This window comes from Corynebacterium sp. HMSC072A02 (assembly GCF_001810085.1).
In the GTDB taxonomy this organism is placed as follows: Bacteria; Actinomycetota; Actinomycetes; order Mycobacteriales; family Mycobacteriaceae; genus Corynebacterium; species Corynebacterium hesseae.
The window spans coordinates 14,330-34,551 of the sequence record NZ_KV799849.1; the positions used below are offsets into that span (position 1 = coordinate 14,330).

16 protein-coding genes and 2 pseudogenes are annotated in these 20,222 nt (G+C 59.0%); 9 read left to right on the forward strand and 9 right to left on the reverse strand.

What is annotated here, in order from left to right:
* Positions 1 to 34: 34 nt before the first annotated feature.
* A complete protein-coding gene (locus HMPREF2698_RS07260) occupies positions 35 to 856 on the forward strand; it encodes a TrmH family RNA methyltransferase (protein WP_070523069.1) in 822 nt (273 codons plus the stop codon).
* Here the strand turns inward: HMPREF2698_RS07260 and HMPREF2698_RS07265 are convergent.
* The 3 genes from HMPREF2698_RS07265 to serC form a co-directional block, all read right to left on the reverse strand.
* Positions 808 to 1,638 carry a DUF6928 family protein gene (locus tag HMPREF2698_RS07265; RefSeq protein WP_070523079.1) on the reverse strand — a complete coding sequence of 277 codons (831 nt, stop codon included), beginning with the start codon at positions 1,636 to 1,638 and terminating at the stop codon, positions 808 to 810. The two genes, HMPREF2698_RS07260 and HMPREF2698_RS07265, sit on opposite strands and share 49 nt — an antisense overlap.
* Positions 1,639 to 1,651: 13 nt before the next feature.
* Positions 1,652 to 2,827, reverse strand: coding sequence for a septation protein SepH (gene sepH / locus HMPREF2698_RS07270; protein ID WP_070563284.1), 1,176 nt, complete (start codon positions 2,825 to 2,827; stop codon positions 1,652 to 1,654).
* Positions 2,828 to 2,981: 154 nt separating this feature from the next.
* Positions 2,982 to 4,112, reverse strand: a complete 1,131-nt coding sequence (gene serC / locus HMPREF2698_RS07275) for a phosphoserine transaminase (RefSeq protein ID WP_070563287.1) — start codon at positions 4,110 to 4,112, stop codon at positions 2,982 to 2,984.
* A 151-nt stretch (positions 4,113 to 4,263) separates the two neighbouring features.
* Between serC and HMPREF2698_RS07280 the strand changes: the two genes are divergently transcribed.
* The 6 genes from HMPREF2698_RS07280 (at position 4,264) to HMPREF2698_RS07305 (ending at position 10,599) form a co-directional block, all read left to right on the forward strand.
* Positions 4,264 to 5,556, forward strand: a complete 1,293-nt coding sequence (locus HMPREF2698_RS07280) for a citrate synthase (RefSeq protein WP_083303809.1) — start codon at positions 4,264 to 4,266, stop codon at positions 5,554 to 5,556.
* A gap of 172 nt (positions 5,557 to 5,728) precedes the next feature.
* A complete protein-coding gene (locus HMPREF2698_RS07285; protein WP_010187736.1) occupies positions 5,729 to 6,085 on the forward strand; it encodes an FKBP-type peptidyl-prolyl cis-trans isomerase in 357 nt (118 codons plus the stop codon).
* A gap of 154 nt (positions 6,086 to 6,239) precedes the next feature.
* On the forward strand, positions 6,240 to 7,097 hold the full coding sequence (locus HMPREF2698_RS07290) for an aldo/keto reductase (RefSeq protein WP_070563290.1): 858 nt from the start codon (positions 6,240 to 6,242) through the stop codon (positions 7,095 to 7,097).
* 435 nt (positions 7,098 to 7,532) lie between these two features.
* Positions 7,533 to 7,877 (forward strand): DUF485 domain-containing protein, encoded by a 345-nt coding sequence (locus HMPREF2698_RS07295; protein ID WP_070523091.1) that lies wholly within the window; start codon positions 7,533 to 7,535, stop codon positions 7,875 to 7,877.
* Between the two features lie 3 nt (positions 7,878 to 7,880).
* Positions 7,881 to 9,527 carry a solute symporter family protein gene (locus HMPREF2698_RS07300; protein ID WP_070563292.1) on the forward strand — a complete coding sequence of 549 codons (1,647 nt, stop codon included), beginning with the start codon at positions 7,881 to 7,883 and terminating at the stop codon, positions 9,525 to 9,527.
* A 49-nt stretch (positions 9,528 to 9,576) separates the two neighbouring features.
* A complete protein-coding gene (locus HMPREF2698_RS07305) occupies positions 9,577 to 10,599 on the forward strand; it encodes a hypothetical protein (RefSeq protein WP_070563295.1) in 1,023 nt (340 codons plus the stop codon).
* A gap of 23 nt (positions 10,600 to 10,622) precedes the next feature.
* Here the strand turns inward: HMPREF2698_RS07305 and HMPREF2698_RS07310 are convergent, their stop codons facing one another.
* Positions 10,623 to 11,549, reverse strand: coding sequence for a DUF1906 domain-containing protein (locus HMPREF2698_RS07310; RefSeq protein WP_070563298.1), 927 nt, complete (start codon positions 11,547 to 11,549; stop codon positions 10,623 to 10,625).
* A gap of 196 nt (positions 11,550 to 11,745) precedes the next feature.
* Between HMPREF2698_RS07310 and HMPREF2698_RS07315 the strand changes: the two genes are divergently transcribed.
* Positions 11,746 to 12,729 carry a hypothetical protein gene (locus HMPREF2698_RS07315; protein ID WP_232748466.1) on the forward strand — a complete coding sequence of 328 codons (984 nt, stop codon included), beginning with the start codon at positions 11,746 to 11,748 and terminating at the stop codon, positions 12,727 to 12,729.
* A 32-nt stretch (positions 12,730 to 12,761) separates the two neighbouring features.
* Here the strand turns inward: HMPREF2698_RS07315 and HMPREF2698_RS07320 are convergent, their stop codons facing one another.
* A complete protein-coding gene (locus tag HMPREF2698_RS07320) occupies positions 12,762 to 13,190 on the reverse strand; it encodes an OsmC family protein (RefSeq protein ID WP_070531604.1) in 429 nt (142 codons plus the stop codon).
* 126 nt (positions 13,191 to 13,316) lie between these two features.
* Between HMPREF2698_RS07320 and HMPREF2698_RS07325 the strand changes: the two genes are divergently transcribed.
* Positions 13,317 to 15,539, forward strand: a complete 2,223-nt coding sequence (locus tag HMPREF2698_RS07325) for a LamG-like jellyroll fold domain-containing protein (protein WP_070531607.1) — start codon at positions 13,317 to 13,319, stop codon at positions 15,537 to 15,539.
* Positions 15,540 to 15,661: 122 nt separating this feature from the next.
* Here HMPREF2698_RS07325 and HMPREF2698_RS07330 read toward each other — a convergent pair.
* The 4 genes and pseudogenes from HMPREF2698_RS07330 to HMPREF2698_RS07345 all read right to left on the reverse strand — a co-directional run.
* Positions 15,662 to 16,201: pseudogene (locus HMPREF2698_RS07330) on the reverse strand (IS256 family transposase); the annotation flags it as partial.
* A gap of 2 nt (positions 16,202 to 16,203) precedes the next feature.
* Positions 16,204 to 16,326 (reverse strand): annotated as a pseudogene (locus HMPREF2698_RS07335) (transposase); the annotation flags it as partial.
* Between the two features lie 375 nt (positions 16,327 to 16,701).
* A complete protein-coding gene (locus HMPREF2698_RS07340; protein ID WP_029158873.1) occupies positions 16,702 to 18,474 on the reverse strand; it encodes an ABC transporter ATP-binding protein in 1,773 nt (590 codons plus the stop codon).
* Positions 18,467 to 20,215 (reverse strand): ABC transporter ATP-binding protein, encoded by a 1,749-nt coding sequence (locus HMPREF2698_RS07345; RefSeq protein ID WP_070529421.1) that lies wholly within the window; start codon positions 20,213 to 20,215, stop codon positions 18,467 to 18,469. The genes HMPREF2698_RS07340 and HMPREF2698_RS07345 overlap by 8 nt, the downstream gene beginning before the upstream one ends.
* Between the last annotated feature and the right edge of the window lie 7 nt (positions 20,216 to 20,222).

Here is a 20,222-nt window from a genome sequence, read left to right on the forward strand (position 1 = left end):
GTGAGCACGCGGCCCTGTGCCTAAACTAGGGGCCATGCGTTTTGTCATCGATGACCCCACAGACCCTCGCCTGGACGATATCCGCGATCTCAAGCACGCGGACAAGTCCGGCGAGGGTTTCGTCTTTGGTGAGGGCCCACTGTGCGTGGAGCGCCTGCTCGCCTCACGATTCCCGGTGCGCTGCATCATCGGCTTTGAAGGAAAGCTCGACACTTTCCTAGCGAACCACGATGTTGGCGATATTCCCGTCTATCAGGTCACTCGAGCAACGTTGGGGGAGGTCACAGGTTTCGACATGCACCGCGGGCTGGTTGCCGCAGCCGACCGCGCAGAGGCCTGGACCGTGGATGAAGTCATTGAGGGCGCTCGCACCCTGGCCATCATGGAAGGTGTGGGTGATCATGAGAACATCGGCTCGCTCTTCCGCAACGCCGCGGGCATGGATGTTGATGGCATCCTCTTAGGCTCGGGAGCTGCGGATCCGCTCTACCGGCGCTCGGTGCGCGTTTCCATGGGGCACGTGCTGCGTTTGCCCTGGGCTCGGTTCGATGGCGGCTTTACCACCTGGCAGCGCGGGCTGGAGAAGCTGCGCGACCAAGGCTTCAGGCTGGTGTCGCTGACCCCGCATCCGGAGGCCGTGCATATCGCCGACGCCCTGGAGGGGGCGGAGAAGGTGGCGCTGCTGGTTGGCGCGGAGGGCCCAGGCCTGACCGAGCATGCCATGCGCGCCACCGATGTGAGGGCGCGTATCCCCATGGCGGAGGGCACGGATTCCCTCAACGTGGCGACGTCGGCGGCAATTGCCTTCTACGAGCGCCAGCGTTCCCAGAGGCTCCGTGACGTCGACACCGCATAGCGGCGCACGAGTCCGCCGAGGTGCTTGGCGGTGCGGACAATCTCTTCGCCGGTGGATTCCGGCTCGAGGTCGTGCTCTTCATAGTCGTCATAATCGTTGAGCCCCAGCTTCGCCACTGAGGTTGTGGCCACCTCAGCCACGGTGCGGCGCGGTGGGGGAGTATCGACCTTGGGCTCGGGGCGGCCGTCGGTGGCATAGCCCACGACGTCCACGTCTGGGCCATCTTCGCCCACTTCGATGCCCAGCCAGAACTCTTGGGCTGCCTGGGTGATGGTGAGCGGCTCGAAGGGCAGGGCAATCCCACCTGCGGGCTCGTCCATCTCCCCGGCCCAGTAAGGGGCCTCAAAGGTTTCGGGCAGGCCATGATCCTCGTAGAGGTTAAAGCGCGTTCCACACAGGGAGCGCCGCAGGCGGCTGCCCGTCCAGTGCGCAAAGCCGGCATAGCCAGTCTCTGGGTTAGAGGTGAAGGCGTAAATCTCCTCTGCCGGCACGGCCTCGCGCAGGGTGCGGGAGAGCTGCGAGAGGATCAGCTGGTCATCATGGATGATGGTTTGCACGACGGCCACACCGGGGTAGCCGCCGATGTAGAACTCGCTCGCGCCGGGTTCGGCGGAACGGTTTAGGGGGAACTGCCCGATAGGCGTTACCGGTAGGGAGGGGTTGAGTTGAGCGAGAAACTTGCGGCCGAAACCGCGGTCAGCCTTGGGCTCTCCGCGGAGAACCTCGGCGGGATCGGCGGCGGTGACGTACCAGAGAGTGAGAACGGCGCTTTGGGTATCCACGGCAGGCTACTCGTTAATCGCGGGGGCGCTTGGTAGAGGAACGAACGCCGAGCAGCACATCCTCCCAGTGCGGGGTGACGGCCTTGCGGCGGCGCTTGGCAGGCTTGGGTTCCGGATCCGGGTTCTGGAGGAAGTCCTCGTCTACGCCCGATTCCTTCTCCTCCGGCTGTGCCGCCGCGCCCTCGTCGCGGGCATCTGCGTTTTCATCGGCGCCGGTTTCGGCGGGGTGCTCCCCACCGCGCGGGGAGGGAAGCACGGAAGGCTCGGCATTGACGTCAGTCTCCGCCTCAGTGTTCTCATTGCCATTGCCGGTGTAAGAAGACAACTCCGTCACGCCGGGGGCTCCAGCGCGCGCGTCCTCGTTGACCTCTCGGCCCTCGGCGTAGTCACGCCCATCGATGGCTTCGTCGTAGCGCTCGCCACGGCCCACGGAGGTCAGCGAACGCACCGGCTGCACGAAGTCCGGGTCCGTCAGGTCTGCGGCCACGGAATTGCGTGCCTCCACCGTGGCCGGGGAAGACATCGTCTGCTTGAAGGTCCACTCCGCTTCGTTGGCGGACAGCCCCGTCTTCCACGTGATGCGCAGGATCCACGGTTCGCCTTGATGGCGGTAGGCATCCCACGTTGCCTCCGACAGCGAGTGCCCGCGTGCGGCGAATGCGGTGGCCAGGATTTCCCACAGGGTGAGCTTGGCTGGGCCATCCTCGCGGATGGGGTGCGCCTGCTTGGCGACGTCCGCAATGCGCGCCCGCTCCAAAAGCACCGGGTGCGCAAAAGGCTCGATGCGGGATTCCGGAACGCCGAGCTCCTCGGCGATCTCAGCGGCGCTGGCACCGGCGCGGATGCGGGCTTGAATCTCATTGGGGCGCAGGCGGATTTCTTGCGCCTGCTGCGTGTGCTGAGTCTGCGGAGAGGAAGGGGAGCCACCAGAAGATGGCATCACGGTGTGCAAACCAGCAGAGCGCGAAGCCTGTGCAGAAGTGGGGGAGGAATCGTCGGTGGCGTTCCCGGCCTCGTGCGTGGTGTGGTCGGATGCCTCTTTCGCGGAGTCGGATTCGGCGGAGTCGGCGGGAGCGAAAAGCTCGCGAAGCTCGTCGGTGACCTCGAGGAAGAATTCCTCACCATCCTCGGCCCGGAGGACGAGCGAGGTGTCAGTTGAGTCGCTGGGTGCGAGGAAAATCTCGCGCATGATGGCGCTCCTTAGCCTGGTAGCGGACATGTGATGAAATCCACTTTACCCAGAACATGCCCCGAACTCTGGCAAGAGCGCGGGGCATGTTGTATGACTCAACACATAGGTGCAAACAAAGTTGTTGCGTGGTGCAAGGAGTGGCGGGCGAAGGCTAGCGGTTGTCCAAAACGTAATCGATAGCCTTGGTGAGCTTGGTGACGTCCGCGGAGTCGATCGCCGGGAACAAGCCCACTCGCAGCTGGTTGCGGCCCAGCTTGCGGTAAGGCTCGACGTCGAGAATGCCGTTGGCGCGCAGCGTCGCGGCAACCGCAGCTGCGTCGACGGAGTCCTCGAAGTCGATGGTGCCCACCACGAGGGAACGTGCGGCAGGCTCGGCCACGAAGGGGGTGGTCTCCGGGCGGGACTCTGCCCAGTTGTACAGGATGGAGGAGTTCTCCGTGGTGCGCTTGACCATGCCGTCGAGGCCGCCGTTGGAGTTCATCCACTGCACCTGATTCTCCAGCATGAGCAGCGTGGCCACAGCTGGGGTGTTGTAGGTCTGGTTCTTGCGGGAGTTGTCCACGGCGGTCTGCAGGTTGAGGAAGGCTGGGATGAAGCGATCGGAGGAGTTAATCTTCTCGATGCGCTCGAGGGCTGCCGGGGACATGGCCGCCAGCCACAGGCCGCCGTCGGAAGCGAAGCACTTCTGCGGGGAGAAGTAGTAGACGTCGGCATCCGACATGTTCACGGGCAGGCCGCCGGCGCCGGACGTGGCGTCGACGACGACGAGCTGCTCCGCGTTTTGGGGGTTGGGGCGGGTCACCGGAACCATGGCGCCAGTCGAAGTTTCGTTGTGGGCCCACGCGATGATGTCGGCGCCTTCGGCGTCGGCTGCCTTCGGATCAGGTGCGGTGCCGACCTCGGCTTCGGTGACGAGTGGGGCGTCGAGCCAAGGGGCGGCGGCTGCGGCTTTAGCAAATTTAGAGGAGAATTCGCCGAAGCTGAGGTGGGCGGATTTCTTCTCAATCAGGCCGAAAGTCGCCGCGTCCCAAAACGCGGTGGCACCGCCGAGGGAGAGAACAATTTCATAGCCTTCTGGCAGGGAAAACAACTCGGAAAGCCCTTCGCGGATGGAACCGACGAGGTTCTTGACGGCTGGCTTGCGGTGCGAGGTACCAATGATGGTGCTGGCACCCGCGGTGATTGCCTCAATTTGGGAGGGGCGAACCTTCGAGGGGCCGCAGCCAAAGCGGCCGTCGGTAGGGAGGAGATCTGCTGGCAGGACGAGTTCTGAGTTGCTCATGTGGGCAGTGTAGCCTAATTTCGTTCGCGCATTAGATACTTTGCCAGGATTGCCAATGTTGGCAGAGTCACAGGTTTTGCTAGAGTGTGAAGAGGTTTAGATTTGTCGCGCCGGCTGCGGTCGGCGTTGAACATTGAGGAAAGGAATATACGTGGCTTCTGAAAAGAACAAGGTTGTACTGCAGTACCCCGGCGGCGAGTACGAGATGGACATTAAGCAGTCCACGGAGGGTGACTCCGGCTTCGATATTGGCAAGCTCCGTAACGAGACCGGCCTAGTCACCTTTGACCCGGGCTATGCGTCTACCGGCTCTACCGAATCCAAGATCACCTTTATTAATGGTGAGGAAGGCATCCTCCGCCACCGCGGCTACGACATCGCGGACTTGGCTGAGAACGCCACCTTCAACGAGGTGTCTTACCTGTTGATCAAGGGCCACCTGCCCACCGAGGATGAGCTGTCCAAGTTCAACACCGAGATCCGCCACCACACCCTGTTGGATGAGGACTTCAAGGCAGCCTTCAACATCTTCCCGCGCAACGCGCACCCGATGGCTGTTCTAGCCTCCTCCCTCAACATTCTTTCCGCCTACTACCAGGACCAGCTCAACCCGCTGGATGAGGAGCAGCTGGATAAGGCGACCGTCCGCCTGCTGGCTAAGGTGCCGATGTTGGCCGCTTATGCTTACCGCGCATCGCAGGGTAAGCCCTACATGTACCCGGATAACAAGCTCAACGCGCGCGAGAACTTCCTGCGCATGATGTTTGGTTACCCGACTGAAGATTATGAGGTCGACCCGATCGTGGCCAAGGCTCTGGATAAGCTCCTTATCCTTCACGCTGACCACGAGCAGAACTGCTCCACCTCCACCGTCCGCATGATCGGCTCCGCTCAGGCCAACCTGTTCGTTGCTATCGCCGGTGGTATCAACGCCCTGTCCGGCCCGCTGCACGGTGGTGCTAACCAGGCTGTTCTGGAGATGCTCGAGGATATCCAGAACAACCACGGTGGTGACGCAACCGACTTCATGAACCGCGTGAAGAACAAGGAAAAGGGCGTTCGCCTCATGGGCTTCGGCCACCGCGTGTACAAGAACTACGACCCGCGCGCGGCCATCGTCAAGGACACCGCTCACGAGATCATCGATCACCTCGGTGGCGATCCGATGCTGGACCTGGCTATGAAGCTCGAGGAGATTGCGCTGAACGACGACTACTTCGTCTCCCGCAAGCTCTACCCGAACGTCGACTTCTACACCGGCCTGATCTACCGCGCCATGGGCTTCCCGACGGACTTCTTCACCGTCCTCTTTGCCATCGGCCGCCTGCCGGGCTGGATTGCTCAGTACCGTGAGCAGCTTGAGCTCAACACCAAGATCAACCGCCCGCGCCAGATCTACACCGGCGAGACCCTGCGCAAGGTCACCCCGCGTAGCGAGCGCTAAACGGTAGCCTGAACGGTGGTCTTTAATAGGCCGCCGTGGCTTGACGTATAGCCTATACGCTGGGTTTCTAGGGCCGAGCCCCGCATCTCCGCTTATACTGGGGAACGTTGTGGCTCGGCCCACGCGTATGCGGCCAGCAAAGAAGAAAACAGTCCAAGGAGGATAATCCCCAATGGAAAAGCCCGTAATTGAGCCGGCAACGGAGCCTGCTCCCCAGGACCTTGTCATCGAAGACATCGTGGTGGGTGACGGTGCCGAAGCCCAGCCGGGCGGCTTCGTTGAGGTCCACTACGTTGGTGTTGACTACGAGACGAACCAGGAGTTCGACTCTTCATGGGGCCGTGGCCAGTCCATCGAGTTCCCGCTGACCGGTCTCATTGCCGGCTGGCAGGAAGGAATCCCGGGTATGAAGGTGGGCGGCCGCCGCAAGCTGGTCATCCCGCCGGAGAAGGCTTACGGCCCGGCCGGTGGCGCACACCCGCTGTCTGGTCGCACGCTGACCTTCGTCATCGATCTCATCCGCGCCTAGGGGAGAGGGCTTAGCCCTTTCTGTTTCCCTAAACGACGCCCTGCCCGGCCGTGCAGTAGTACACGGCAGGTCAGGGCGTTTCGCGTGCATGGGTTCGGATTAAAACGCTGAGGAGCTATGCTTCGCCCCCCACAGGAAGTTAAAGTGCGGCACAATGGGGGACATGAGTGTCCCACAAACCATGTTCAATGATGACCGCGAGATGCCGCTGATGGGTCTCGGAACCTACAAGCTGCGCGGAGAGGATCTTATCCGCTCCGTGCGTGAAGCCATCGATCTGGGCTACCGCCACTTCGATACTGCGACTCTGTACGAGAATGAAGAAGAACTTGGGCAGGCACTGAATGAGGCCATGAAGGCCGGTGACGTAACCCGGGATGAGCTGTTTATCACCAGCAAGGTCTGGCACGACCATCACGGCAAGGACAAGGTAGGCCAAGCCTTCCGTGAATCCTTGGACAAACTGCAGCTGGACTACCTTGACCTCTACCTCATCCACTGGCCGTGGCCGCAGGGTGGGCTCTATGTGGAGACGTTCGAGGAGATTGCCCGCATGCAGGGCATGGGTCAGATTGCGTCGATTGGCGTGGCCAACTTCTATGAGGAAACCTTGCAAACCCTGATTGATGAGACCGGTATCGTCCCGGTTCTCAACCAGGTGGAGCTGCACCCGGGCTTCACTCAGCCGGAGCTGCGCGAATTCCATGCCAAGCACGGCATCGTGACGGAGGCTTGGTCGCCGTTGGCGCGCGGCGTTGTGCTCAACAACCCGGTGGTTGAGTCCGTCGCCGAAAAGCATGGCATCACTGCCGGACAGGCGGTGCTGGCGTACCTGCTGAGCAAGGGGATTTCTGTTATCCCGAAGTCCAGCCGCCGGGAGCGCCTTGCAGAAAACTTCGCTGCCGCAGAGGTTGAGCTTACTTCCGAAGACGTAGCGGCTCTTGATGCGCTTGATGGCCAGGAAGGCTTTGGCCGTATGTTCAAGGACCCGCGAGAGTTCCCTGGCGCCTAAGCCAAAACACGTGGGGCGTACCAAACACCCGCGAGCGGTGGAGCCCGCCTTCAGCGCCTTGCTCTTTCTTCCTACATCGTTAGGGGAGAGGGCGTAGGACGCTGAAGGCGGGCTTTGTTGCGTACCCAGGGAAGTGGGAATCGTGAGGGGTGGGGGAGTGAAGATCTGTGAAAGACTCTGTGAAGTTTCGGTTTGCTAAATTAGATTCTTCCTTTGGAATCTCCTGTGGGGGTGCTAGCAGCGAGATAGAAATCCCTTGTAGTTGCAGGGGTAGGGGGTAGCGAAAGTGTATGTTATTAACTTTTCTTGGCAGGATTTACAACCTTGCAAGAGCGGTTAGGTAACTTACTGTGCAAGGCAAAACGTGATTGAAGACACTACCTCTTGTCTCTCACCGCGGTTTGTGGAGAAAAGACCCCTTGTAAGGAGAGCGACATGACTGACGCACCTGCTTCGATTAATTCGCGCCGCGAACCTACGCCGCAAGAGTTCATCGAGATGCGTGACAGCCCGCAGTTTGCCAAGCTGCGCAGCGCGTACCGCAAATTCACCTTCCCCATGACTGTGGCGTTCTTTGTGTGGTACGTCCTCTATGTGCTGGCTGCGGTCTTTGCCCCCAGCTTCATGGCCATAGAACTTGGTGGCGGTTGGAACATCGGCCTTGTCTTTGGCCTCGCCCAGTTCCTGACAACCTTCATCATCACGTACATCTACGTCAACTACGCCAATAAGAACATCGAGCCGCAAGCAGCGGCCATTCGCCAGGAACTGGAGGGCTAACCAATGCAGACCATAACCTTGGCCGCAGCGGAATCCTCCGCCGGCAACCCGATTCTGAATATCTCAGTCTTCGCCGCCTTCCTTGTCGTCACCATGTACGTGGTGCTTCGTGCCGGCAAGTCCACGAAGGAAGCCTCTGACTTCTACACCGGCGGCGGTAGTTTCTCCGGCCGGCAGAACGGCCTTGCTATCTCCGGCGACTACCTGTCCGCCGCGTCCTTCCTGGGCATCGTCGGCGCCGTTGCGCTCAACGGCTACGATGGCTTCCTCTACTCGGTCGGCTTTTTCGTCGCCTGGCTCGTTGCGCTGATGCTCGTCGCGGAGCCGATGCGCAACGTTGGCCGCTTCACCATGGCGGACGTGTTGTCCTTCCGCCTTAAGCAGCGCCCGGTGCGCGTGGCAGCTGCGATTTCGACCCTGTTCGTGTCGCTGTTCTACCTCATCGCGCAGATGGCCGGCGCAGGCTCCCTCGTGGCCGTGCTCCTGAATATTCACGATTTCAAGTGGCAGGCCGTCGTCGTCGGCATCGTGGGCATCCTCATGATTGTCTACGTTCTTGTCGGTGGCATGAAGGGTACGACCTACGTGCAGATGATCAAGGCCGTGCTCCTGGTAACCGGCGTGGTCATCATGTGCATCCTCACCTTCGTCATGCTCAAGGGCGGCTTCAGCGCACTCTTTACCCAAGCCATTGATATGCACGCTAATTCCGAAGCTATCAAGGAAGGCGGCTACGAAGCCTCCCAGATCATGGAGCCGGGCCTGAAGTACGGAAAGAACCTCACCACCAAGCTTGACTTCATCTCCCTGGGTATTGCCCTCGTTCTCGGCGTTGGCGGCCTGCCGCACGTTCTCATGCGCTTCTACACGGTGCCGACCGCGACCGAGGCTCGCCGCTCCGTTACCTGGGCCATCGTCATCATCGGTGCCTTCTACCTCATGACCCTGGTCCTGGGCTACGGCGCTGCCGCCCTGGTTGGCCCGGACCGCATCCTCGCCGCACCGGGTGGTGCTAACTCCGCAGCACCGCTGCTGGCCCTGGAAATCGGTGGCTCCATCTTCATGGCGGTCATCTCCGCGGTGGCCTTCGCTACCGTTCTGGCTGTTGTCGCCGGCCTCGCCATCACCGCGTCAGCCTCCATCGCGCACGATATCTACCACTCTGTCATCCGCAACGGTGAATCCACTGAGGCTGAGCAGGTCCGCGTCTCCCAGATCACCGTGGTTGTCCTGGGCATCGTCGCCATCATTCTGGGCATCCTGGCCATGACCCAAAACGTTGCCTTCCTGGTGTCCCTGGCCTTCGCGGTCGCGGCATCCGCTAACCTGCCGACCATCCTGTACTCCCTGTACTGGCGTCGATTCAACACCGCGGGCGCTGTCGCATCGATGTACACCGGTGTTATCTCCTGCTTGGTACTCATCTTCCTGTCCCCGGCGGTATCCGGTTCCCCGACCTCGATGTTCCCGAACGCCGACTGGTCCATCTTCCCGCTGTCCTCCCCGGGCCTGGTCACCATCCCGCTGGCCTTCTTCGCGGGCTGGATCGTCTCCATCATGACCCCGCCGGACAACCTGGAAGAGCTGTCCGCAGAGATGGAGGTTCGTTCCCTGACCGGTGTGGGTGTTGAGGCTCCGGTGGACCACTAAAACACCTAAAACGCTACGTTTCGGACGGTAGAGAGTAGACTCAGGTTCTGTGTTTTACTCTCAGCCTTCTCACAGGGCGGTGTCAGCGCGAGCTGGTGCCGCCCTTCTGGCGTGCGTGCTCGGAGCAGCGAGTCTCGCTGCATGCTCACCAGCGCATGAAGAAGACTTCACGGCTGGCGGTTCAGCGCAGACCAGCGCAAGCAAGCCTGGTCCCATCACACATAGGAAAGGGCAGCTGCAGCTGGCAGCTGTCCCGGACTCAGTAGGTCAGTTCCTCAAGGGCGATGAGTCCAAGGCCATCACGTATTACCGCATTGAGACGGGCATGCACATGGGCTCGACCACTGAACACCAGCCGCGCTATGCGCTGAGCTTGATTAAGCTCTACATCGCAACCTACGTGCTGGAACGCGGGTCTTTCGAGGACAAGTACCTAGCGTTGGATATGGTTGCTGATTCCTCTGACGAGAGTGCCGCACAGCTCTTTGAGAAATATCCGCGATCCATCGATGCCATTGCTAAGGAATATGGCTTGGAGTCCACGTCCGCGGGGGAGGACTGGGGGCATTCCATGACCTCTACGTACGACGTTGTGAGGTTCATTGTTCAGCTCATGGAGGATGATCCGACCCATCCTGTGCTGGTAGCTATGTCCCACGCCGATGCTGTATCTGCCGACGGATATCAACAGAACTATGGCACCGCGAAGCTGAGCGACGTCGTGGGCTCTAAGTGGGGATGGTCGGACAGCAAGGATCGTCATTCCTCGGTGTCTTTTGGAGAGAACTTTGTCGTGGCTGCATCCATCGAAGGAAGCGCTCAGGAACTCACGTCTTATGTACGCAAGGAGATCACCGGTAAGAACCTGGTGAAGGGCAACAACCTGAACAAGGAGGCGCTGGCTAATCCTGGTGCTGTTGCCACGCGCTTGACGACGTCCAGCGCTGCGCCCACTGCGACCTCCACGACAGCGACGCCGGCTGCCGCGACATCTTCGGAGCCGTCTTCTTCTGCGCCGTCCTCTCAACCAACGTCTAGAACGTCGGCCTCGAAGACCTCTGCGGCACGGTAGGGGACTGCGCCGCAGCAGGGCATTTAGCCCATGGACTTGCGCACGGTGTTGAGGATATCCACCGCGCCGCGGACTTGGTCATTGCTGATGGAAGAACCAGCAATGGTGATGCCATCGCTGCTCACACTGGAGCCGCGACCAGTGGGATCCGGCAGGGTGATGTTGGGCAGCGGGATGTTGTCCGGCACGCTCGGGATGTCCTTGACCTTGGGCGGTGTCACCGCGCCTTGGCCCGGGGTCCACTGACCCCAGTCATTGGCGTAGACGGTGTTAATATCGCAGGTCACGCCGTCGATGGTGGCCTGGTTCTTGGCTTTTTGGTGGATGGTGGTGCGCGGGTGAATCTTGCCGCCCGAGCCCCAATCGTGCATCCAGTAGAACTGGCCAATGTGGTCGTTGACGCACCAGTCGATGACGTTGTAATTGCCGTACACGCCGGTTTGGTAGCCGGCCGCGCTCAGCGCCGTCGAGAAGGCCTTGAGGTAGGGGCGGATTTGGTTCTCATACTGGGCGCGGGTGGGGTTGTCATCGATCGCGATGTAGATTGGGCGGCCCGTCGGCCCGCCAGCGGCCTTGTGAATAGCGATGGCCTGCGGGGCGTGGACGGCGGCACCCGCCGCACCGTTGAGCCAGTCGGCGGTCTCGGCGCGGCCGAACTGGTAAATGGAGGCGGTCTTCAGGCCGACAGCGGCATTGGCCTTCGTTTCCGCCAGCGTGACGGGTTTGCCCTGCATCCAGTTAGCGCCGGGGCGGCGCTGGGAAACATAGCGAATGGCGCCGAGGTGGCCGGCGGCCTTGATGGCGCGCGCAGAAGGGACACCGGCGGAGAAGTCAATGATGGTGCCCACAGCTGGACCCACGGCGAGCGCAGCGGGTGCTTGGCTGCCGATGGCACCGGCGGTCAGCGCGAGGGCACTGGCTTTGATAAGGGAACGGCGGGACAAAGACATGATGGAGTTCTCCTAGCGAGGGTCAAGTGGGCTGACAAAGATGGGGCCGAAGAAAGTATCTGAAGTCACTTTAGCCACGATGGTCTAAAATTGCACCACAATTAGTATGGGTGGGTGCACAGGTGCGCCTCGCAGAGCCATAAACGTGCACGGAGCCCCATAAGACGGAGGAATAAGTATGGCTGAAGAGCTGAGAATGCGTTTCATTCAGGGCGACAGCGTGTTCCGGCTGAACCACCAGCAGTTCAGCGATGCTGAGGTGCAAGCGGTGCTTCAGGGTTACATCGAGAACTGCCGTCGGAACTCTCAGTGGATCCTCGATACCCGTGAAGAAGGAAACACCCTCGTGGTGGAGCATCTTTTCCCCGCGGAAGAATTCATCGAGGCGAATAATGGCCGCCTGCATATCGATGAGGCTTTCGTCGAATCACTGCCCCTGACGTACCCGATCGTGTTTGAGATCCGCTCGGGCTACCTGCGCATCCACAAGCCGCTAGCCAATAAGTACGGCGCTCTCCTGTCTGACTTCATTCGTGGCTTGTGGGAAGTGTTGCTGCAAGGTCAGATGCACTACCTGTGGGATCACGGCTTTGCGCAGTGTGGTGGTGTGGGAACGATACAACTCAACGCCTATGGGCTGCTGGAGCCGGACGAGCCGCTCATTGGGTTTTACCGGGTAGACGTCGATATGCAGCACGAGGCCTGGGTGTACATCACCCCGCAAGGGCTCATCCTGGTTTTCGACGATGACGACGTCCTTGCCTTCGACAAGGTGGACATGCGCAATCCCTCGATTCCTTCAGGAGTCTTTTCTTTTAGCATGCTCAAGGCTGAGGTGGTTGGAACCGGCGGCGGCAAGACTATTAAAACCTCAATGAGTCCAAAGGATCTTGGGGAACTGGACCAGGCTCGGACGGATATCCGCACCATGTTGTCCTCGCCACACCAAGGGCAGCCGCGCCGTATGGTGGATCCGAACCCGCTTCCCTGGATCGTGGTGGACGGCGAAGAGCTGGGCTATATGGCACAGGCGGATCTGGAGCGCTACCGCCGCCAGCGCTCCGATGCCGGGCACAACCCATTCGGGGATGGCTCCCACACTATGCAGCAAGCCATGGACAACCCCTTCGTTGAATCGTGGGAGGAGAACCCTTCGCGCGACGATAACCCTTTCGCTTAAAGCGCTCTAAAGGCGCTTAAAGCGGAGTGGGCTTAGGGCTGGGTCGTGCGGAACGTGACGTTGGTGGGGTTTTCTACCGTGCGGGAGACGGTGCAGTCCTTCTCGTGGGAGATGCGCACGAGGCGCTCCACCATGGACTGGGCCTGACGGCCGGCATCGGTATCGGGGAAGCGGAGGGAGAATTCCACGTTGACGTCGCTAAGCCTTGAGGCGCCGTCCTCGTTGACGCGGGTGCCTTCTACGTGGACGTCGAAAAGCTCCGGCTCCGTGCGCCGGGAGGTGACCACGTCGACGTCCACGGCCGAGCAGCCCGCCACGGCAGCGAGCAACAGCTCGACCGGACTTAGCAGTCCGTCGCCCGTGCCGAATTCGAGGGTCGCGCCCGCAGTGTTCGTGGCGCGGTAGCGACCGGTATCAACGCGGGTGACGTCGACGTTGTATTTCTTAGTGATATTGCTCATGAGCGTTCATCCTAGCGGCGGGTAATCATTTAAACGTGCGTTCATGCGGTCGTTACGTGAGGGAAAGCTATGGAGAATACATTTCTTATGTCTCTTTTGGCTTTATTCACTGTGATTGGAAGAACTATGGCTTCTCGCCGCCTGCTCGGCACCGTGGTCACCGCCTCGGTGGCCGGTACGTTCCTTATTGTCCCTGCTTCTGCCGATGAGTCGGTGGAAGGCCTAGGTTCGCGCTTCAGCATCGGTGTGCTGCCGGATACTCAGTTCTATTCCCGTTACTCCACCCCGGAAACCGGCAACCTGGCGCAAGCGCGCTACGGTAGCGAGCCTTTTAAGGCGCAGACCGAGTGGCTGGTGAAGAACCAGCAGGCGCTCAACATGGACTTCGCTACCCACCTCGGTGACGTGGTGGACCAGGCGGACGTCGAGGGGGAGTGGAAGGTTGCTGATGAGGCGATGAAGGTCCTCGATGATTCCGACCTGAACTACTCCATCTTGCCGGGCAACCACGACATGATTGAGGATAAGTCAGCGCACCCGTACGACGTCTACTTCAGTGCCGAGCGCGCCAAGACCGCCAACCCGGAAACCTTCCAAGAGCGCCACACCGCGGTCAACAATGACTCCGAGTACCACATTTTTGAGGCCGAGGGCCAGAAGTACCTGGTCCTGGCGCTGGGCTGGCGCGCGGATGATGCGGCTCTGGAGTGGGCGCAAGGCGTTCTCGATGCGCACCCGGACCTGCCGGTCATCCTCACCAGCCACGAGGTGCTCAACCTCGATGGTGCTGGCGAGGTTTTCTACTCCGATGACTATGGCCAGGGCCTGTGGGACAAGTTCATTAAGAAGAACGACCAGATCTTCTTGACCATGGGCGGCCACCACCACGGCGCGGGCTACCGCGTGGACAAGAACGATGCAGGCCACGACGTCATCGGCATCCTGCAGGACTACCAGATGGCTTACCAGGGCGGTAACGGTCTGCTCGGCGTGCTCGAGTTCGACCTGAGCGGCAATGAGCTGGAGATGACCGCCCTGTCCCCGTGGGTCGCGCAGAAACCAGCGAAGGAGCTCACGCAGTTCGACAAGCTCATCCTCGACGGCACAGGCGATAGCTATCACGTGCCGCTCAACTTCAAGGAGCGTTTCGCTGACTTCGCCCCGGACTGGACCATTGGCGATGAAAACGACCCGGACCTCGGTCAGAAGGCCCGCGACATCGCTGAGGAAGGCTACACCCCGTACACCATCCCGAAGGACCAGCTGCCGGAGGGCCCGAATGACTTCGTGAAGTCCGACAAGACCGTCTTCCACTGGCGCCCGGGGCAGACCAAGAACACGGACGGCAAGCAGCTTGCCGACGGCGACGTGGCCACCGAAGGCGCAGTCATTCCGGATGTCTTCGGTGCTGATGGTGCCGGTGACCTCGTTCGCGAGGGTGGTCCTTCCAACACGGGTGAGCGCATCACCTACACCAAGGACCACCACCCGTTGTCCTCTGATTCTGGCTCCCTCTACTGGTCCGACCCAGCTGGCAAGCTCGCGATGGCAGAGTTTCGGTCCAAGGAAGGCGCGGAGATCAACAAGGTCGATACCTCCGAGGGCTACACCTTTGAGTCCTTCGTGAAGATTCCGAAGGACTTCAACGGCTCTGAGCACGGCTGGGGGAGTGCGCTCTCCCGCGACTCCAGCATCGCCGAGCTTGTCGACGGATCCGAGGACACCGACCCCACCGTCATGTTCGGCATTTCTAACCTCCGTGAGCTGCGCTGGTGGGCGGAACCGAAGGAAGGCGAAGGTTCGACTGTCTGGTCCCACGAGGTTCCCACCGAGGAGTGGATGCACATCGCCGTAGTCAACAAGCCGGATTCCGACACCGTAGAGATGTTCATCAACGGTGCACCCATCCTGCGCAACGCCAAGGGTGCTGAAGGCCTCCTCCCGCGCGACCTGCAGTGGGTTATGGGCGCTGGCTTTGATAGCCGCAAGCCGCAGGACCCGTGGTACGGCTGGATTGGTGAGACCCGCCTGACCCAGGGCGTTCTGGACTCCGACGAGTGGCTCACCGCGCGCCCGGCCGTGAAGGAGGAAGAGCCGTCGAGCTCCACTACGACGCCTACCGAGCCGACCAAGCCTTCTAAGCCGACCAACACGAAGGAGCCTTCTGCCGACGATATGGCTGCGGCCTTCTTCGCAGGCTCCAGCCGTGGCGCGAAGGTTATCCTCCCCATCATCGCCGTCATTGCAGTCGTCGGCGGTGCCGCCTACGGCCTCATCCCGACCATCAACCGCATCTTCGGTCTTAACATCCCGCAGCCGAAGCTGCCGCAGATCCCGGGTCTGAACTAGTTACCGTTCACCCTCCGTCCCCCGACTCACATTGAGGCGGGGGTTTTCTATTGTGATGGCCCTGGGCGGATTTTAGCGGGTTAAGGGTCAAAATGTGTGTCTGGCTCGGCGTGTCGCTGGGGTTAGATTTGGCCTTTTTGGATGCCGATTGAGTGGGTGTACTCGGTGTCGATACCGTTGTCGTAGAGGGCTGGTCGTCCTGTTTCGTGGTCGGCTTGGTTCTCGGTGTGGGTCAGGATGGATACTTTGGCGAGTTGGTCCTGGCCCCAGTGGGACTGTCTGGCGATGCGTAGTGGATCGTCGGGCAGTTCTGTTTTTAGGTACAGCCACCAGTCCAGCATTTTGCGCTGGTGTTCATTTGTTCTGCCCCGGTGAGCACGCGCAATCTCTTTCAGGCGAGCGTTAATCCCGCCTTCAAGACTGTTGGTCGTAGATTTGATGCGGGCAGGTTCTAAGACGCCTTTAGGTTGATTGATGTAGACAAAGAGCATGCCTTGGCGCCATAGATGGTTCAGACTGTTGTAGGCCTTTCGCACGTTGGAATGTGTCCATACCCATGTCCAATTTCCTGTATCAGGGTCTTTAACCCTGGTCCTCTCGTCCATCCACCTGCGGTAGACAGTGTTGAAGTTATGGAGCAATACACCCCAGTCAGCTACCTCACGCGCAGGGATTTTTCGTTTTGGTTGATGCGCTTAGATAGCACCTGGGTGCCGTCGATATCTAAGACGCAAGCGTGGTGAAAGTATTTACCGACGTCCATGCCGATGACATAGTCGTAGGTCATGCCAGACCTCCTAGCGAATTGAATGAGTATGGGACTTATTTCATCGCTGGTGGTCGGACATACTTCACGCTGGCATCCACATTACTTTGAGACCTCGCACATTCTGTGCGGGTCAGGTTCCTATTAGCAGTCTGGAGTATGCCACTGCCTTCGGCGGCATCACCCCCCGGATCATTTTCAGACAGGGACGAAAACAAGCCATACCGAAGCCAGCGACTAGTTCCACTGCCCCAAGGCAGAAGGAACGCAGACAAACATAACCTGCCCCAGCATGGGGCTAGGAGTACGAATCCTGAGTTCCTTCAAGCGGAACTGCCAACAACGTAATGGGGGAGAAGGGTGCCCCCGCAAACAACGCCGATCTCGGTGCCCGCGTTAATCGCGTCCCGAACTGATTTTCCACCCGCGTGCTGCTTTGCGTTGCTGCCAGAAGTGACGGTAGATACCGGGGACATCGGAAAGCTCAGAATGCGTGCCCAGCTGGCTGACTTGCCCGTGTTCATCCAAGACTACGATTTGATCAGCAGATTTGATTGTATCCAGCTTATGGGCGATGACAATAAAAGTAGATTGCTCCCGTAGCTCGTCCATCGCAGCAAGAATGTTTGCCTCATTTTCTGCATCGAGCGCGGAGGTAGCCTCATCAAAGAGTACAATCGGCGCTTGCTTGAGAAGCGCGCGAGCTACAGATACGCGCTGGCGTTCACCACCGGATAGAAGCCGACCGCCTTCACCAACAGGAGTATGCCACCCTAGGCGGTTGGCAATAGAAGTCACGCCTGAAAGATCAGCTGCGCGGAAGACTTCCTCATCGGAGGCGTCGGGACGACCAACGCGGATATTAGCGATTAACGAGTCGTCGAAGAGGTAGACATCCTGAAAAACCATGGACAGTCTGGACATTAACTGTTCGGTTCCAAGCTCGCGGATATCTACGCCGTCAACCATCACCGCCCCGGAATCTACATCCCAGAATCGCGAAATAAGGCGCGCAATTGTGGTCTTTCCGGAGCCAGAAGGACCGACAATGGCGGTAACGGTGCCTGGTCGAGCATGGAAAGCGATATCTACCAATACTGGTTTATCGCCGTATCCAAACGTGACATTACGCAGCTCTACACTTCCCGAACCATCGCCTGGGCGCGGAGTAGTGGGTTCCGGTAGGGAAGGGGCATCGGTGATGAGCTCAGTTTCTGTGAGCGCGATACGGCCGGCATCTAAACCGACGAAAGAAGAACCCAGCTGCTCAAGCGTGCGGGTAAACCTCAAGCTGATTCCGATGATCGCAATTGTTTCTAGTGGCGATAGGGCGCCTTCAACGGCAAGATCCGCGGAGACCATAATGAGAGCCACAATGAAGATCTGCACTACTATGCCGTTGAGTAGCAAAGCTAATGTGGATACCCATAGCTCGCGTATTCGTGCTTTATGGTCGATTTCTAGCGCTTGCTCTAGTGGCGCAAAAACTTGTGATTGTCCTGCCGCGCGCAGGGCTGGTTGACGGTTAGCAAATTCTACGATGCGCTGGGAGAGCTCTTTACTCGGCCCCAGTGCGCGGTTCGATGCTTTCTCACGAATCCATGCAGCCAACTGCATCACCACGAGCGCCAATGGTGCGATGATAAGAAGGACCAAGCCCAGCTTCGGGTTCCAGAAACACGCTCCTACTAACAAGGTGACAAGTGCCGCGCTATCGCGGTATATCGTTCCTTGAATATGCGCAATGGTCTCGGCCGCCACCATAAAGCGATCTGAAACGAGGCGAGATAGGCCGCCGGTATTAGCCGGTACGAACCAGCCGAGCGGTAGCGTTGCTAATTTATCGCCCACAGTCGTGTGCGCGGCTCGGATGAAATCCAAGGCCGTGTGGTAAGAGGCCATGGTTGCGAAAAATCGTAGCGCAAAAGCTACGAGCGCAATTGCCAAAAGCGTCCACATCCATGGTGCGATCGTCGTATCCCCATCGAGTGCCTTTGTAAGTGGCACGAGCGTGAGAACGGCGAGGCCATCAAGCACGCCAACGATAAGCGATAGACAAGCATACCTTTTATTGAGCTTATGGCCTACAGGACTTTGCAGCTTTTTGACACTGCGAGTGAGTAGCGGATCACGAAGACGCGAACTAACAGGCGTAGTGGCATTAGACATGAGAATTATCCTTCATAGGCTTGAGGCAGATTATTTGGTCTGCTCCTTGGATGGACTCCGGCTTGTGGGCGATGACTAAGACGGTCTTGCCTCTGACGAGTGTGGCTAGAGCTGCTTGAATTTCTGCTTCGCAGTCAGGATCAGTTGCCGCAGTAGCTTCATCCAGGATCAAGATTGGGGCATTGGTAATGATTGCCCGGGCAATAGAAATGCGTTGCTGTTGTCCACCGGATAAAGAGGTGTCCTCACCAACAACGGTGTCGAGCCCAGCCGGTAAAGCGCGAATATCAGCAGCTATGTGCGCAGCCTCTGCGGCTTGCCAGATCTCTTCATCGCGGGCTTCTGGGCGTGCAAGGCGAATGTTTTCCCGAATACTCATACGCAGTAAGTGAGGATCTTGTAAGACGAAAGCCACAGTGCGGTACAAACTGTCGAAAGTGAGATCACGGATATCCACGTTGTTGATAGTGATTGTGCCCGAATCTGGATCCTGGAAACGCGCCAACATCGTTGCTGCTGTGGATTTGCCAGACCCGGAGGGGCCAATCAATGCCGTGACAGTGCCTGCATTTAGTTGCGCAGAAAAGTCTTGGAGGACTGGTGTGTCTGGGGCGTAGCTAAAGCTGACCTTATGGAACTCCACCTCCATGTCTTGACTATTGGCGTCGAGGCTCTTTTGGCCTTCTTTCACATGGGAAATTGTCATGACTTCATCAAGGCGCAACGCCGCATTGCCAGCGAGCTGGTAAGACCACATCATTTGGCCGACGGTTTGAATCGTGCCCGGGAGCACCAGCGCAATTAACGTTGTTGCGATGACTTCAGCGACCGTGACATAGCCACCAGCTATCAGCAGGGAACCGACTCCTAGATTGATAAGGATGAGGACAGGAACCGCCACCACAGACTCTGAGATTGCGGAAACACGCAGAAGCGGACGTACCCACTCGTAATAGAATTCCGCGAATTTTTGGGCAGCTTCGCGATATCGAGCGTGGGCTTTGCCAACGGTGCCGAAAGCCTTGACGACGGAAATACCTTCGGAGAACTCCACCGCAGTCGCAGAGACCTCACCCAGATAATTATCCATTTCCGCAGTTTTTGTGCCCATATCTTTCATTGAATATGCTTGGATTGCTAGGAAAATGGGCACAGTGGCAATAGAAAGTAGACCAAGGCGCCAATCCAAGATAAAGGCATAAACCAGAAGCGCGAGGGGCGTAAAGATCGCGGCGACCTTCTCTACAGGAGCATGGGCTGTCAGGGTGTGCAGAGTTAACGTATCGTCCTCGACGGCTTTGCGGACTTTGCCGGAATTAGTCTGGCTAAACCACGAGAGTGGTGCTTTCGCAATAGCGGTAATAATTCGGCGCCGGTTAATCCCCACCAACTTTGCATCAGCGAAGTGGGTGATTGCAAGGGCAAGGAAATAGAAGAATAGCTGGCCCAAAAATGCAGCAAGTAGCCATTTCACAATGGACGCGACGTCATCAGTATTGCCGTCGATTAGAGCATTTCCCAGTGCCACCAACGCGACGTAGGGTGCTACGGCGAGTACCGAGGATATAAGCGCGAGAAACTGTGCGAAGTAGATGGTTGTTTGCACTGGGGCCAGTAGTTTTTTTAGAGCGACCTGGCCGGCTTTTAGTTTTGCGCGAGCCTCTTCTTCCGGTGACGCACCGTGTGATTCTGGTGCGTGGGTTCTGCTTGATTCTGTGGAACTTTGTTTTAGTTCAGACATTTCTTTC